At 64.1% G+C, this 15586-nt stretch carries 13 protein-coding genes; 2 read left to right on the top strand and 11 right to left on the bottom strand.

Translation table 11 applies throughout. The features are described from left to right. Window positions 1-2: 2 nt before the first annotated feature. The 4 genes from ACP7DE_RS09265 to ACP7DE_RS09250 all read right to left on the bottom strand — a co-directional run bounded on the left by ACP7DE_RS09265 (window position 3) and on the right by ACP7DE_RS09250 (window position 4965). Window positions 3-1151 carry an ABC transporter ATP-binding protein gene (locus tag ACP7DE_RS09265; RefSeq protein ID WP_426071829.1) on the bottom strand — a complete coding sequence of 383 codons (1149 nt, stop codon included), beginning with the start codon at window positions 1149-1151 and terminating at the stop codon, window positions 3-5. Window positions 1152-1284: 133 nt separating this feature from the next. After that, on the bottom strand, window positions 1285-2745 hold the full coding sequence (locus ACP7DE_RS09260) for an aspartate aminotransferase family protein (protein ID WP_426071828.1): 1461 nt from the start codon (window positions 2743-2745) through the stop codon (window positions 1285-1287). Window positions 2746-2756: 11 nt separating this feature from the next. Further along, window positions 2757-4127 carry a glutamine synthetase family protein gene (locus ACP7DE_RS09255; protein ID WP_102121276.1) on the bottom strand — a complete coding sequence of 457 codons (1371 nt, stop codon included), beginning with the start codon at window positions 4125-4127 and terminating at the stop codon, window positions 2757-2759. Between the two features lie 70 nt (window positions 4128-4197). Next, window positions 4198-4965 (bottom strand): gamma-glutamyl-gamma-aminobutyrate hydrolase family protein, encoded by a 768-nt coding sequence (locus tag ACP7DE_RS09250; RefSeq protein WP_426071827.1) that lies wholly within the window; start codon window positions 4963-4965, stop codon window positions 4198-4200. Between the two features lie 255 nt (window positions 4966-5220). Between ACP7DE_RS09250 and ACP7DE_RS09245 the strand changes: the two genes are divergently transcribed. Then, on the top strand, window positions 5221-6366 hold the full coding sequence (locus tag ACP7DE_RS09245) for an MFS transporter (protein ID WP_426071826.1): 1146 nt from the start codon (window positions 5221-5223) through the stop codon (window positions 6364-6366). 6 nt (window positions 6367-6372) lie between these two features. Here the strand turns inward: ACP7DE_RS09245 and ACP7DE_RS09240 are convergent, their stop codons facing one another. From ACP7DE_RS09240 to ACP7DE_RS09220, 5 genes are all read right to left on the bottom strand, one after another. Beyond that, on the bottom strand, window positions 6373-7161 hold the full coding sequence (locus tag ACP7DE_RS09240; RefSeq protein WP_426071825.1) for a hypothetical protein: 789 nt from the start codon (window positions 7159-7161) through the stop codon (window positions 6373-6375). Beyond that, a complete protein-coding gene (locus ACP7DE_RS09235; protein ID WP_426071824.1) occupies window positions 7158-7715 on the bottom strand; it encodes a sigma-70 family RNA polymerase sigma factor in 558 nt (185 codons plus the stop codon). The genes ACP7DE_RS09240 and ACP7DE_RS09235 overlap by 4 nt, the downstream gene beginning before the upstream one ends. Before the next feature lie 49 nt (window positions 7716-7764). Next, window positions 7765-9663, bottom strand: a complete 1899-nt coding sequence (locus ACP7DE_RS09230) for a beta-propeller domain-containing protein (protein WP_426071823.1) — start codon at window positions 9661-9663, stop codon at window positions 7765-7767. A gap of 96 nt (window positions 9664-9759) precedes the next feature. Next, window positions 9760-10383, bottom strand: coding sequence for a trimeric intracellular cation channel family protein (locus tag ACP7DE_RS09225; protein ID WP_070254674.1), 624 nt, complete (start codon window positions 10381-10383; stop codon window positions 9760-9762). 4 nt (window positions 10384-10387) lie between these two features. Beyond that, window positions 10388-12826 (bottom strand): penicillin-binding protein 1A, encoded by a 2439-nt coding sequence (locus ACP7DE_RS09220; RefSeq protein ID WP_426071822.1) that lies wholly within the window; start codon window positions 12824-12826, stop codon window positions 10388-10390. Between the two features lie 144 nt (window positions 12827-12970). Here ACP7DE_RS09220 and ACP7DE_RS09215 point away from each other — a divergent pair, with 144 nt between their 5' ends. Beyond that, on the top strand, window positions 12971-13858 hold the full coding sequence (locus ACP7DE_RS09215) for an HTH-type transcriptional regulator ArgP (RefSeq protein WP_426071821.1): 888 nt from the start codon (window positions 12971-12973) through the stop codon (window positions 13856-13858). Window positions 13859-13870: 12 nt separating this feature from the next. On the opposite strand, the gene ACP7DE_RS09210 is transcribed toward ACP7DE_RS09215, so the two are convergent. Then, window positions 13871-14743: an ABC transporter permease gene (locus ACP7DE_RS09210; protein WP_426071820.1), complete on the bottom strand. Its 873-nt coding sequence runs from the start codon at window positions 14741-14743 to the stop codon at window positions 13871-13873. After that, on the bottom strand, window positions 14740-15585 hold the full coding sequence (locus ACP7DE_RS09205; protein ID WP_426071819.1) for an ABC transporter ATP-binding protein: 846 nt from the start codon (window positions 15583-15585) through the stop codon (window positions 14740-14742). The genes ACP7DE_RS09210 and ACP7DE_RS09205 overlap by 4 nt, the downstream gene beginning before the upstream one ends. Window position 15586: the final 1 nt, after the last annotated feature.

The raw sequence follows: 15586 nt of genomic DNA, 5'->3' as shown, positions 1-15586 counted from the left end.
CCTCAGCTGGTCAGCACGACGATGTCGGCGCCATCCCACCAGACCCACACGCGCTGCTCGCGCTCGAGGCGCGCGGCGTCGTGGCGGGCCGCGTTGGTGCGCGAGACTTTCACCACCGCGCCGCTGTCGAGGCGCACATGGTAACTGGTTTCATTGCCAAAATACGCCATGGCGACGATCACGCCCTGGGCGCAGTTGTAGCCATGCTCCGCTGGCGACGCGCGCTCTTCCAAAGCGGGTGGCTCAATCTGGATGCCGATTTTTTCGGGGCGCACGGCCACCGAGACATCCATGCCCAGGTTGCCCGTGATACCGTGCGAGACATAGTGCTCGCCATCGGCGGTGGCGATCACCACGTGATCGGGTTCGTCCTGCGTGATGTGCCCGTCGAACAGGTTGACGCTGCCGATGAAGTCGGCCACAAAGCGGCAATTCGGCGTTTCGTAGATTTCGCCAGGCGCGCCCACTTGCAGGATGCGCCCTTCGCTCATGACGGCGATGCGCGTGGCCATGCTCATCGCTTCATCCTGGTCGTGCGTGACCATCACGCAGGTGACGCCCACCTGTTCGATGATGTTCACCAGTTCCATCTGCGTGCGTTCACGCAGTTTCTTGTCGAGCGCGCCCAGCGGCTCGTCGAGCAGCAGCAATTGCGGGCGCTTGGCCAGGCTGCGCGCCAGCGCCACGCGCTGCTGCTGGCCGCCCGACAGTTGATGCGGCTTGCGCTTCGCGTATTGGCCCAGCTGCACCAGCGCCAGCATCTGCTCGACCCTCGCCGCCACTTCCGCTTTCGGCAAGCCGTCGCGGCGCAGGCCGAAGGCGATGTTATCCCACACGGACAGGTGCGGGAACAGCGCGTACGACTGGAACATCATGTTGATGGGCCGCTGGTGCGGCGGCACATCGACGATGCTGTTGCCCGCCAGAGCAATGCGCCCCGAGGTCGGCGTCTCGAAACCGGCCAGCATGCGCAGCAGGGTCGACTTGCCGCAACCTGAACTGCCGAGCAGGGCGAAAATCTCGCCCTTGTTGATCGTCACGGAAATCGCATCGACGGCGCGCACGCCATCGAATTCCTTGACCAATTGATCAATCAGCAAGAAAGGCGCTTGGGCGTCGCTGGCCGACGCGGCAGGTATTGCTATCGTCATGTGTGGGTACTTTGGTCGAGGGTGTCAAAATGAAAAACTGGCCGCTGTAGTGGCGGCCAAGATAGAAGTTTAGCGGAACTGCCGCCATCGCGGTCCAAAAATTGCGCAGATGGCGGCAAAATGGGGCAAAAACCTACACCCAGCCCTTCGCCTTCACCTGCGCATAGGTCTTGTCCAAACACAGGCGTATCAACGTCACCATTTCATCGATCTGCGCGCGCGTCATGACCAGCGGCGGGGCGACGATCATGCGCTCGCCCACGGCACGCATGATGACGCCGTTGTCGAACATGTGGCCGCGGCAGAGCATGCCCACACCCTGGTTCTCGTCGAACAGCTCGTTCTCATGCACGGTGGCCCCCTTCTTGCGCACCAGGTTCAGGCCCGCGACCAGGCCGCAGCTGTCCGCGTAGCCGACCAGCGGATGTTCGCCAAGGCTGGCGAAGCACTGTTTCAGGTAGGGGCCCGTATCCTCGGCCACCTTTGCCACCAGTTGCTCTTCCTCGATGATGCGGATGTTTTCCAGCGCCGCCGCGCAGGCCACCGGATGGCCCGAATACGTGAAGCCGTGCGTGAATTCGCCGCCCTGCTCGATCAGCACCTTGGCCACCCTGTCGCCCACCAGCACGCCGCCCAGGGGCACATAGCCGGACGTGACGCCCTTGGCAAAGGTGATCAGGTCGGGCTTGATGCCGAACAGTTCGGAGCCAAACCAGCGCCCCAGGCGGCCAAAGCCGCAGATGACTTCATCGGCGATGAGCAAGATGCCGTACTTGTCGCAGATGCGCTGTATTTCAGGCCAGTAGGTACTTGGGGGGATGATCACACCGCCCGCGCCCTGCACCGGCTCGCCGATGAAGGCGGCCACCTTGTCGGCGCCGATTTCTAGAATTTTGTCTTCCAGCCAGCCGGCTGCTTTTACACCGAATTCCTGGGGCGTCAATCCATGACCCGACTCCAGGTAATTCGGCTGGCCGATATGCGCGATGCCCGGTATCGGCATACCGCCCTGCGCATGCATGCCATCCATGCCGCCCAGCGACGCTCCCGCCACCGTGCTGCCGTGATACGCATTGTGGCGGCTGATGATGGTATGGCGCTCCTGGTAGCCGAGGATGTCCCAGTAGCGGCGCACCATGCGCAAATTCGTATCGTTGCCTTCGGAGCCGGAACTGGTGAAGAACACATGCTGGAACTGCGGCGGCGAGATTTGCGCCAGCTTGGCCGCCAGCTGCGCGGCTGGCACGTTCGTCGTGCCAAAGAAGCTGTTATAGAAGGGCAGCGTTTCCATCTGCTTGTACACGGCTTGCGAAATCGAGGTGCGGCCGTAGCCCACGTTCACGCACCACAGGCCAGACATGCCATCGACGATTTTCTTGCCCTGGCTATCCCACAGGTAGACGCCGTCGCCGCGCACCATCACCCTGGCGCCCTTGCTTGCCAGGTCCTGGAAGTCGGTGAATGGATGCAGGTAGTGGGCCGAGTCCATTTGCTGGATGGCGGCCGTGTCATACACCTGCGGCGCCGCGTTCTTCTGCGCCACGGAGGCGACCAGGGCGGCGCTTGGCGCCAGTGGATTGTTTGTTGTGCTCATGCGTGCTCCTTTTAAACGTGCAATAACAAGTGTTCGCGCTCCCATGGGCTGATCACCGTCATGAATTCCTGGTGCTCCAGGTCCTTGATGGCCGCATACACGTCGATGAAGCGATCGCCCAGCACCGTGCGCAGCTTGTCTTCCGCGCGCAGCAGTTGCAGGGCTTCGGGCAAGCCTTGTGGCAGTTCGAACTTCATGTCGTAGGCGCTGCCCACCATCATCGGCGTCGCTTCCAGCTGCTCCGTCATGCCCAGATATCCACAGGCCAGCGTCACGGCCAGCGCCAGGTAGGGATTGGCGTCGGCGCCGATGATGCGGTTTTCCACGCGGCGGTCCTGCACGCCCGACTCGGGCACGCGAAAACCCACGGTGCGGTTGTCCAGGCCCCACTGGATGTTGATGGGTGCGGCCGTATGGCGCACGATGCGGCGGTAGGAGTTCACGTAAGGCGCGACGATGGCCATGGCCGACGGCATGTAGCGCTGCAATCCCGCAATGTAATGCTTGAAGATGGGCGCGGCCGAACCGTCGTCGTTGCTGAAGATATTCAGTCCCGTCTTCGCATCGACGACACTCTGGTGCACATGCATGGCGGACCCCGGCTCGCCTGCCATGGGCTTGGCCATGAAGGTGGCGTACATATCGTGTTTCAAGGCCGCTTCACGCAGGGTGCGCTTGAAGAAAAAGACCTTGTCGGCCAGGCCCAGCGGGTCGCCGTGCAGGAAGTTGATTTCCATCTGTCCCGCACCGATCTCGTGGATCAAGGTGTCGACGTCGAGGTTCATCAATTCGCAGTAATCGTAGATATCCTCGAACAACGGGTCGAATTCGTTGACCGCATCGATGCTGTAGACCTGGCGGCTGGTCTCGGCCCGGCCGCTGCGGCCGATGGGCGGCTTCAGCGGCAAGTCGGGGTCGGTGTTCTTCGCCGTCAGGTAGAATTCCAGCTCCGGCGCCACCACGGGTTTCCAGCCCTTGTCCGCATACAGTTTCAGCACGCGCCGTAGCACAGATCTTGGAGCAAAATCGACCAGCATGCCGTCGGCAAAATAGCAGTCGTGGATGACTTGCGCGGTGGGGTCTGTGGCCCACGGCACCATGGTGATGGTGGTGGGATCGGCCTTCAAGATCATGTCGCGGTCGGTGCTGGAAATGGCGCGGTCGTAGCCGCCGTCGTCGACCGGGTAATTGCCCGTCACGGTCATGCCCAGCACCGCTTCCGGGATGCGCATGCCGCGCTCCTGGGTGAATTTACCGCGCGGCAGGATCTTCCCGCGCGCCACACCCGTCAAGTCAGGCACCAGGCACTCGATTTCCGTGACGCGCTTTTCATTGAGCCACAAATCCATATCCGTATAAGTGAAATTTTCGCGTATTGCCATGTTTTCCTCTCGCTGGTATTAATCAAGCGCCGCGCGGTGCTGGTGCGGCGCACCTGTCATTCCTGTCCTGTCATTCTATCTTTCTGTGCTGCTGTTCCTGGTAATCGCGGCACGCCTGGCCGAAGGCACCGAACAGCCGCATGGCGTGCGCATTGTCTTCCACCTGCCATTCCGGGTGCCATTGCACGCCCAGCGTAAAACCGGGGGCGCTGGCCACCGTGTAGGCTTCCACCAGCCCGTCGTCGGCCAGGGCTTCCACCAGCAAGCCGTCGGCCAGCCGGGCCAGGCCCTGGCCATGCAGGGAATTGACCATCATTTCGCTCTCGCCGCCCAGCAGGCGCGACAAAAGGCCCTCGGGCATCAGGCGAATGCGGTGCGCGGGCGCGTACTGGCGTTCCAGCGGATCGAGCACCTTTTCGCGGTGATCCTGCATGTTCGGCACCGCATGCACGGCCTGGTGCAGGGTGCCGCCCAGGGCCACATTGACTTCCTGGAAACCGCGGCAGATGGCGAGCAAGGGCAGCTGGCGCGCCAGCGCGGCGCGGATCAGGGGCAAGGTGGTGGCGTCGCGCGCGGGGTCTTGCGGTAAGTCGGGATGCAGGATGTCTTCGCCATACAGGCGCGCGTCGACGTTCGAGGCGGAACCGGTCAGCAGGATGCCATCGGCGATCTGCAGCGCCGCGTCCAGGTCCACCTCAGCTCCCAGGGCAGGCAGCAGCAGCGGCAGGCAGCCGGCGCCGTGCAGCACGGCGTGCAGGTACTTGTCCTGCGCCATGTGCCAGGCATGGTTTCCCAACTGGCGCTGGCAGGCAGGAACGAGAACGATGGGATGGCGCATGGAGCTTCCTCGCTGGCGTGACGATCCAATGACAGCGCCATGACAGCGCTGCCGCTCGCTACACTGTACAGCAGAGCCAATAGAAACCGGCACACATCGCCTACACTACGGCTTTGCAATCTTGCCTTTATTAAAATCATCATATGCCCGTCCGGCGCCAAACACCAGCGCCACCGGCAAAGTCCCTTACTTTCCCATGCATCCACACCGTTTTCAAGTCTTCCAAAACTCCTTTTTCACCCTGCGGGGGCAGCCATGAAGACCATGCCATGGCGTGATTTCTTCGCCCTCGTGGTCAGCATCGGCGTGGTGGGCCTGGGCCTGGGCGCCACCATGCCGCTCACCGCGTTGACCCTGCACCAGCGCGGCGTGGGCACGGACATCATCGGCATGATCACGGCCGTCAGCGCGCTCGGCATCCTGGCCGCCTCGCCGTTCGTCTCGCGCTGGGTGAGGCGCTTTGGCGCGCGCGCCACCATGCTGGGCGCCGTGTGGGTAGCGTCGCTGGCGACGATCGCCATGCAGTTCACCGACCACCTGCTGGCGTGGAGCGTGCTGCGTTTCCTGTTCGGCGGCGCCATGGGCGTGCTGTTTACCATCGGCGAAGCATGGGTCAATCGCCTGGCGCCCGACAATTCGCGGGGCCGCGTGGTGGCCATGTACACCACCAGTTTTACGTTTTTCCAGCTGATCGGCCCTGCCCTCGTCGCCCTCTTCAACGACAAGATCAGCTGGAGCTTTGCCGCCTGCGGCCTGCTGTTCCTGCTGGCCGTGCCGGGATTGATGCTGATCTCGAACAGCGGCCCGGAAAGGGAGCCGGAAGAACATGGCGTGAAATGGACCTTGATCCTGCCGCGCATGCCGATGATCGTGCTGGGCGCCGCCTTCTTTGCCCTGTTCGATACGCTGGCATTGAGCCTCCTGCCGCTGTATGCGATGGAGCACGGCATCAGCACGGACCTGGCCCTGCTGTCGGCCACGGTGGTGCTGGTGGGCGACACGGGCCTGCAATTCGCGCTGGGATGGATGGCAGACCGCTTTGGCCGCGCCAGGGTGCACGCAAGCTGCGGCGTGGCGGTCTGCCTGCTCTTGCCGTTGCTGCCGTTCGCCGTCGGCACGCCGTGGCTGTGGTGGACCTTGCTACTGTTGCTGGGCGCGGCGGCGGGAGGCATTTACATGCTGGCGCTGGTGGCCTGTGGCGAACGCTTCACTGGTCTGTCGCTGACCAGCGCCAGCGCCATCGTCAACGCCACCTGGGGCGTGACCAGCGGCGGTGGTCCCCTGCTGACGGGCGTGCTGATGCAATCGGTGGGCGTGAACGCCCTACCGGCCGTGATGTGGGTGTGCGCCGCCATTTTCGTCGGCAGCGCCGTGTGGGAACGCCGGAAGGGCATCGTGTAACGCGCGCTACTTCGGTATTTTCTCCAGGCGCTGCCGCAGCTCCTCGGCCACAGGATAATCGGGATACGCCTGCCGGAACGCGGTCCATTCGTCCTGCGCCAGCGCGCCTTCGCCCGCCTTGAGCAAAGCGTCGATCTTCAGCAGCCACACGGAAGCGTCAAGCCTGGCCGGCGGCGGCAGCGGCGCCGACTTTGCCGCGACGGGAGCGGGCATGGCCAGCGCGCGCTGCACGGGGGACTGGCGCTGCAAGCTGGATTCGGCTTGCACGGCGGCTTGCTGCTCCATTGCCCGCTGCATATCCGTGGCTGGCGGTGGCGGCGGTGCCAGTTCAGGCGGCGGCGCTGGCTTGGCTGCGGCCATGGCACGCGGCACTGGCGCTGATACTCGCGCCGGTACTGGCGCCTGCACGGGCGCCGTGGAGACGGCAGCTTGCGGCACTGGCGCCGCATCCGGCATCGCATCCTGCGTGACCGGTTCCCCGACCACGGGAAATTGTGCCGGCTTCGAGCCGAACCAGTCCACGCCGATCAGGTTCACCGTCAGCAGCACGGCGGCGGCCAGCCCCAGCGGAACGCGCCAGCGCTGCGGATAGTCCGGGGATTTCTTGGCGGGCAAGGTACGCAGCACACCATCGGCGCTGTCGTTCGCGGCTGCCGGTTGTTGCAGAGCTTTCTCTGCATCGGCCAGGATGAGCGCATCGAGCGCGCTGGAGGGCGCTGGCTGCGGCAAGCTGGCCAGCAGCGCGTTCAATTCTGCGTCATGCACTTCGTCGTTATCTTGATCGTGCGTATTCATGCCTGCCCTCCCGCGCTGTCCAGTCCGGCCCGCAACTTCTGCATGGCATAGCGCAGCCGGCTCTTGACGGTTTCCGCCTCCGCCCCCGTCACCACGGCGATCTCGAGGATGCTCATGCCGCTGAACTGCTGCAGCACCAGCGCCTCTTTTTGCTCGGTGGGCAACGCGGCGATGGCCGCATGCAGCAGCGCGTGCTGCTGTTTCCACTCCAGCGACTGCGACGGCGATGCGCCCTCGTCGGCCAGTTCGCCCACGTCGTCATGCTCCTGTCCTTCCCGCTGGCGCAGGATGTCGATCAGGCGGTTACGCGCGATCTGGTACAGATAGGTGCGAAACGCCGCCTGCGGCCGGTAGCCCGTGCGCGCCGCGTGCAGGCTGGCCCAGGCATCCTGCACGATCTCGTCAACCCACGCGCGGCGCGGCGCACGCCAGGCCACAAAGCGGTACAGGCCCTGACTATGGCGCCGGTACAATTCGCGAAACGACGGCAGGTCGCCGGCGCTGTAGCGCAGCATCAGGTCTTCATCCGTCGCGGTGAGTAAAGTGTCGGGCATGCGAACCAGTGTAGCCGAACTACGCGGCAGCGACAATTTCCCTGCGCCTTCAGCGTACAGTGGACGCAATGGGCGCATAACTGATGCGGCGCACTTCGCGGATCTGTCCCACCTTGAGCGCCCCCTCCACCAATTCATAGCCGAGCAGGGCGAAGACGCGGCCCTGCAGGAACAAGGGGCGCGCATTGCCATACCAGTCCACGCAGGAAGCGCGGCAGCCGTCATCCGGTGATGGACCGGGCCGTGCGGCCAGCGCACCCAGTTCCGTCAATTGCAAGCCGCTGTTGCGCAGGTACAGGACGGAAGCGGCCGGCCGGTTCAAGTCGGGCCGCTCGTCCGCGCCCAGGATGGGCAGCCCGATCATGCCTTCGTCTTGCGCTTGCGGCTTGTAGAAAAAGCCGTGGCTGCGCGACTCTCCCTGCGCCGCATCGGCGCGGATGTAGCGCGTGGCGACGGATGCCTGCGCCCCCAGGCGGATGCTGCTGAAGTGCAAATCCTTGCCCTGCGCACCGATCACCACGGCATCATTGCCCAGCGCCTCGATGCGCTCCACGCCGTGCGGCAGGGACAAGGCTTGCACGCTGCCCGCATCGGCCCAGTGCACGGCATACAGGGGCTGGCGCGGCCAGGCCTGGTCTGCCTGTCGCCCGCCGCCATTGCCCGGATTGCCGTACAACAGATACGCTCCCACATAGCGGTTCTGCAAGCCGTAACCGCCACCACCGGGCAGCGGCTTGTAGCTGCTGGCGGGCGCACTGTCGCGGCCATCGGAAAACGACGTCAATGGCACGCGCAGCAGGGCCATGTCGCCGCGGCCCTGCGCACCATCCCACATGGCGTCGCCCTGGCCCTCGGCGCGCAACAAGACGTTCAGGTGGCCATCCACGCTTTCCAGGAACGAGAACTGGTCGACGGGCGCGCCCGCCACCTTCAGGGCGCTGGGCGCACTGCCATCGAGGGGAATGCGGAACACGCCCGAGTCGCGGCCCCGGCGCGTGGTCCACACGAATACGGACTCGCCCGACACATAAAATACGCGGCCCTGCGGTCCCATCACGGCCGTCGCTTCGCAACGCATGTCGCGCTGCGCCAGGTCGCACACGGTGACCGTGTGCAGGGTCAGGCCGGCGCCAACTTCGGGCTCCTCATCGGTACGATAGATGCGCGTGGCAGGGGCGATGCGCTTGAAGTCGGACGGCACGACGTCGGGACGCCAGCGACGCAGCGCAGGAAAGCCGCCGAACGGGTCGCCCCGGCGCAAGTTCAACGACAGGGGAGAATAGAATACCAGTTTGCTGCCTATCAGCCGGCTGGCGTAATTGCGCGAGGAATAATAATCGTTGGAGCGCAAGTGATACGTGGAGCGGTAGGCCAGCTTGCCGTCGGCCGCGATGTCGAACAGGCCAATCTCCGTGCCGCCACGGCTGTAGCTGTAGCCGATGACCACCACCGTATCGCCATCGATCAGCATCTCGTCATACCAGCTGCCCGACGGATCGCTGCCCGGCGCGAACGCGTCGAGCACGGCGACGGGTTGCAGGGCATTGCCGCCTACCTGCACCGTAAACAGCTTACCGCGTCGGAGCATCACCAGGTGCTTGCCATGCAGCTTGACGATGCCGCCTTCGTCCACGCCCGCCGTCTGCACATTGGTGATGGATTCCGCCGCTTCTGCCGAAGCTGCCGGCACGGCTTTCGCCGCCATCGGTGCGACAGGGGCCGGCGCCGCCGCCGTGTACTGCGCCGAATACTGCGCCGTCGCGCGCTGCAGTTTCTGCTGTTCCCTTTGCAGGGCCGCCTGGCGCGCCTGCAACTGCTGCAAATAGCTGCTCAAGGCCTGCTCGCTGGCGAACGGCGCCAGCGTCTTGCGCGGTGCCGTGCCGGCGGCGTGGCAGCCTGCCGACAGCAGCAGGGACAGTATCAGGGTGATCTTGAGGGCGCTGGACATCGCTTCTTCTCCGGTTGGCTGGGGTGTCAAACATGAAACGCAGCGGCGCAGAAAAAGGGGTTAAATGTGCGTGAAAATATTTACGCGGCTGCTGCCTTACTCAAATCCCCGTATGCGGTCGCCATTGAAATTCGGCAAGCGCCACTCGAAGTGCAGGGCCAGGAAACGGAACAGGAAGCCGGCGCCGATGGACGCCAGCTGCGCCACCGAGCTGTCGACCTTGAAATACAGCAGTCCGACATACAGGCTGCCCGTAAACAGCGCCACGGTGGCATACACTTCACGCTGCAGCACGAGGGGAATCTGGTTGCACAGAATATCGCGCAGCAAGCCGCCGAAGACGCCCGTGATCATCCCCGCCAGCACGACGATGGCTGGATGCATCTTGGCCGACATGGCGATGTCGCAACCGATCACGCAAAACGCCACCAGCCCCAGTCCATCGACCAGCAAGAAGATGGCGCGCAGATGGTGCAGGTAGCGCGCGACAAAGGCCGTGACGACAGCCGCGCCGATGGTAAACAGCAGGTACTCGGGATGCGCGATCCAGCCCAGCGGATAGTGCCCGAGCAGCACGTCGCGCACGGTGCCGCCACCGAGCGCCGTGACGGTGCCGATCATGCAGATGCCGAACAAATCCATGCCGCGCCGCATGCCCATGATGGCGCCGGACATCGCTTCGGCGACAATCGCCACCAGGTAAATCGTATATAGCAACATGCTCTTACTCTTCCGAAAATGATTTGAGAATTTGTTCGCGTTCGCGCGCTTCGCTCAAGGTGCGCGCCTCACTCGTGCCCGTGCTGGAGCCGCCATTGCCACCATTGCCAGCGTCACCGTGCGCCATGCGCGTATCCGCATCGCCACTGCCACAACTGACGCTGCTGTGGATAAAGGCAAAGTTATCCTTCAGGCAGTCGCCGGCCAGGTATTCGGCATACACGTAATCGCCGTCGAGCAACGCCAGGCCTGGCGGTTCGGCCAGCACCTGTTCGCGGCGGCCTTGTACTGCCACCTGCATGTAGTCGCGCCAGACAGGCAGCGCCAAAGTCCCCCCGGTGGCGTTGCCCAGGCTTTTCGGCTGGTCGTAGCCGAGCCAGACGACAGACACGAGGCCCGAGGAATAGCCGGCGAACCAGGCGTCATACGCATTGTTCGATGTCCCCGTCTTGCCGGCCGCGTCGCCGCGTCCCAGCGCCAGCGCGCCGCGTCCCGTGCCGCGCTTGACGACGTCGCGCAGCATGCTGTCCATGACGTAGGCATTGCGCGTGGTGATGACTTGCGTGCCCGGTGCCGGTTCGCCCTTGGCGCGTGGCGCCGCATCGCTGAACAGCACTTCGCCGCTGCGGCTGCGCACTTCCTTGATCAATTTCGGCGGCATCTGCATGCCGCCGTTGGCGAACACCGCATACGACTGCGCCAGTTGCAGCGGCGTGACGGCGCCCGCGCCCAGCGCCAGCGGCAGGGAGACGGGATTGCGCGCGCCCTCGAAGCCGAAGCGCGTGGCGTAGTGCTGCACGTAGGCGGGGCCGGCCGCCTGCATCAGGCTGACGGCCACCAGGTTTTTCGAGCGTACCAGGCCGCGCCGCACGCTGATGAAACCTTCATAGTTGTTGCCGTAATTGCGCGGACGCCAAGGCTGCGCGCCCGTTTCCTGCGGCAGCAGCAAGCGCTGCGTGTCGTCCACGGCCGTGCCTGGGAAATATCCCTTTTCCAGCGCCGCCGAATACACGAAGGGCTTGAAGCTGGAGCCGGGCTGGCGGTACGCCTGCATGGCGTGGTTGTAGTGGTTGCGGTAGAAATCGAAGCCGCCCGCCATGGCGACGATTTCGCCGCTGTGCGCATCGACGGAAATGAGCGCGCCTTCCATCTCGGGCAGCTGGCTCACCAGCCAGCGCTTCTTTGCCGCGTCGTGCACCACGCGAATCACGCTGCCCTCGACGATGGCGCGCTTGCCATCCCATTGCAGCTTGCCGCCCAGGCGCGCATCCGATGCCGTGAGCACGATCTCGTCGCCATTGCGTAGCTGCGCCGTCAGTTGGCGCTTGCCAGCAGTATCGACTTTGCGCACTAGCGCGGCACGCAAATCTCCGCTATCCGGATAGGCGGCCAGCTGGTGCGCCAAGCTGTCTTCGGAGGCAGCCAGGCGCGCTTCCGGGCCACGATAGCCGCGTCGCGCCTGCGCGTTCAGCAAGCCATCGCGCAGCGACTTGTCGGCCGCCCGCTGCGGCGCCATGCGGATGGTGGTCGTCACGTCCAGGCCCATGCTGTAGGCGCCTTCGGGATAGCTTTGCAGGATCAACTGCCGCGCTTCCTCGACCGCATACGCGGCCGCGTGCACGGAGCTGTTACGGTCCTTGTTCAGGGCCAGTTTTTCCGCCACGGCGGCGTCAAATTCGGCTGGCGTGATGTAGCCGAGTTCGCGCATGCGCTGCAGGATGTAGTGCTGGCGCACGGTGGCGCGCTGCGGATTGGCGACGGGGTTATAGGCCGACGGCGCTTTCGGCAAGCCCGCCAGCATGGCCGCTTCGGCGATGCTGACCTCGGCCAGGGGCTTGTCGAAATAGATATTCGAAGCGGCGGAAAAGCCGTAGGAACGCTCGCCCAGGTAAATCTGGTTCATATACAGTTCCAGCAGCTTGTCCTTGCCGTAGTGCTGTTCCAGCTTGTAGGCGAGCAGCATCTCCGTCAGCTTGCGCTGCACGGTCTTGTCGCGCGACAGGAAAAAGTCGCGCGCCACCTGCATGGTGATGGTGCTGGCGCCCTGCGCATGGTGGCCTGTGACGATGTTGGCGAGCGTGGCGCGCGTCAAGCCATAGAAATCGACGGCGCCATGCTCGTAGAAACGCGCATCCTCGATGGCCAGCAAGGCCTGGCGCATGCGCAGCGGAATCTCCTTCAAGGGCAGAAATTCGCGGCGCTCTTCGCCGTATTCGGCCAGCAGCTCGCCTTCGCTGGAGAAAATGCGCAGCGGCAGCGCAGGCTTGTACTGGGCCAGGTGCTCGACGGCCGGCAAATCCTGCCATGCCTGGCGCAGCCACCAGCCGCCCGCCAGCGCGGCGGCCATGCCCAGGCCCAGGGTCATGCCCAGGCCGAATTTCAGATTGCGCGCCAGCTTGGATGGCGACTTGCGGGTGGTCGTGTCGTTCGCTTGTGCTTCCATGGTGATATTCCCTTGCTGCCAGGAGGCCGCATACGGGTATGCCGCACTCCATCAAAGAGGCATTGTGCACTGCAACACACCTATCCTTATCAAAAGTAAGTATTATTTAGTATTGATAAATTTTTCTTATGTTAGGCGCGCACCATGAACCTGAATCCCAAGCACACGGAAGCGTTCCGCGCCGTTGTCGAAACGGGCAGCTTCGAGCAGGCGGCGCTGCAGCTGCACCTGACCTCGCCCGCCATTTCTCAGCGCGTGCGGGCGCTGGAAAGTCAGCTGGGCAATGCCTTGATCGTGCGCAGCCGTCCCGCGCGCGCCACACGCATGGGCCAGCGCCTGATGCAGTACCTGAAACGCGCCAAGCTGCTGGAAGCGGACTTGCAGGCGGAACTGGCGGTGCAGCAGGATGCCCCGCTGACCCTGGTGCTGGCGCTGAACGCGGATTCGATGGGTACCTGGTTCTTCCCGGCCCTGTCCGAGGTGCTGATACGCGAGCGCGTGCTGCTGGACCTGACCGTGGAAGACCAGGACCACACGTATACTTTGCTGGAAACGGGCATGGCGATTGGCTGCATCAGCACGGAGCCCAAACCCATGCGCGGCTGCACGGCCGAATCGCTGGGTGTGATGCGCTACTGGCTGGTGGCCACGCCCGCGTTCCGCCAGCAGTGGTTCGCGCACGGCCTGACGCGCAAGGCGGCGCGCACGGCGCCCGTCGTCGCTTACACGCGCAAGGACACCTTGCAATCATCGTTCCTGCAAGAGGCGCTGGGCTTACCAGAAGGGGCCTACCCCTGCCATTACGTGCCGGGCGCCACCTCGCACTTCAACGCCATCCGCTACGGCCTCGGCTACGGCATGGTGCCCGAGCTGCTGCTGAAGGCGAACACGGATGGCGAGTTGGTGGAAATGCTCACGCCCAAGACACCGGCCGACGTGGCCCTGTACTGGCACACGTGGAAAGTGCAGTCGCCGCGCATGGAGCAGCTGTCGCGGCAAATCATCGCGGCGGCGCGCAGCATGCTGAAGTAGTTATCGTGACAACTACCGTTGCATGCCCCAGCGTTTCAAAGTGACGCGTTCCAGGCTGCGAAAGCCGATGTTTTCCACCAGCAGCCCGATCACGATGACGGCCGCCAGGCCCGCGAATACCTTGTCCGTGTACAACTCGTTGCGGTTCTGAAAAATATACCAGCCCAGGCCGCCCTGCCCCGATGTCGTGCCAAATACCAGCTCGGCGGCGATCAGGGTACGCCAGGCAAACGCCCAGCCGATCTTCAAGCCCGAGACAATGGAGGGCAAGGCGCCCGGCACGAGGATGTGCAGCACCAGGCGCAAGCCGTTCAACCCGTAATTGCGGCCCGCCATGCGCAGGGTTTCCGGCACGCTCTGGAAGCCGGCATACGTATTCAATGCCAGCGGCCACATCACGGAATGGACGATGACGAAGATCAAGCTGGCGCGCCCCAGACCGAACCACAGCAGGGCCAGCGGCAGCAGGGCAATCGCCGGCAAGGGGTTGAACATGGCCGTCAGGGTTTCCAGCAGGTCGCGCCCGATGCGACTGGACACGGCCAGCAAGGTCAGCACGAAGGCGGCCAGCACACCCAGCGCATAACCTTGCAGCAAGACGACCAGGGAGGCGGCAGTACGCGTGAGCAATTCACCACTGGCGATGCCGCCGATAAACGCCTGCGCCGTCTGCAGAAAGCTGGGCAAGAGTAAATCGTTGTGCGTCCAGCGCGCCGCGCCCTCCCACAGCAAAGCCAGGCTGAGCAGAATCAAGACCTTGCGCCACAGCGCGTGCTGACTCCAGCGCTGCCAGCGCGACAGCGGCTGCTCGGTGGTGACGCCGACAGGTGGCGGCGCCGCATATACGAATTCCTGGCGGATCGGCGGTTCCAGCAGCACGTTCATACGCCCTCCCGCTGCGCGCTAGCGGCTTGCGGGGCAGCCGTTGCGTCTTCATCGAACAGCAAGCCGTGGATGCGGCTGCTGGCGGCCTGGAATTGCGCACTGCCTGCGCTGTGCAAGCCGAACTGATGGCTGTTCAGTTCTGCGCGCACCCTGCCAGGATGGGGCGACAGCAGCAGGATGCGGTTGCCCACCACCAGCGCTTCCTCGATCGAATGCGTGACAAACACGAGGGTAAAGCGCAGCTCTTCCCACAAGCGGCTCAGCTCTTCTTGCATCTTGCGCCGCGTCAAGGCATCGAGGGCGGCAAACGGCTCGTCCATCAACAACACTTCCGGCTGCATAGCCAGCGCACGCGCGATGGCCACCCGTTGCTTCATGCCGCCCGACAAGGTGTGCGGATGGGCATCCTCGAAGCCGGCCAGGCCCACCTTGGCGATCCAGTGATGGGCGCGCTCGCGGGCCGCCACCTTGTCCAGCCGCTTGCTGGCCAGCAAGGGGAACATGACGTTTTCCAGCACGGTTTTCCACGGCGGTAACTGGTCGAATTCCTGGAACACGACGACACGGTCCGGCCCCGGCTTTGTGATGATCTTATCTTGCATGGCGATGCTGCCCGCGCGCGGCGCGATGAAACCGGCCACGGCTTTCAAGAGCGAAGATTTGCCGCAGCCCGATGGCCCCAGCAACACAAAACGGTCGCCGCGAAATACGTCGAAACTGACGTCGTGCGTGGCGCGCACCGTGCGCTGTTCCGTGCGGTACTCCAGGCTGACATGTTTCACGCTGAGCAGGGGTGCCACCGTCGCGGGCGGGCGTACCAGGTGAAAAGCCGGTGCGTTCATG

The sequence above is a fragment of the Janthinobacterium sp. DSP2-3-3 genome, from assembly GCF_049897325.1.
Lineage (GTDB): Bacteria > Pseudomonadota > Gammaproteobacteria > Burkholderiales > Burkholderiaceae_D > Janthinobacterium.
Note: the sequence above shows the minus strand (reverse complement) of the source record. Positions and strands in the feature narration are given on the sequence as shown.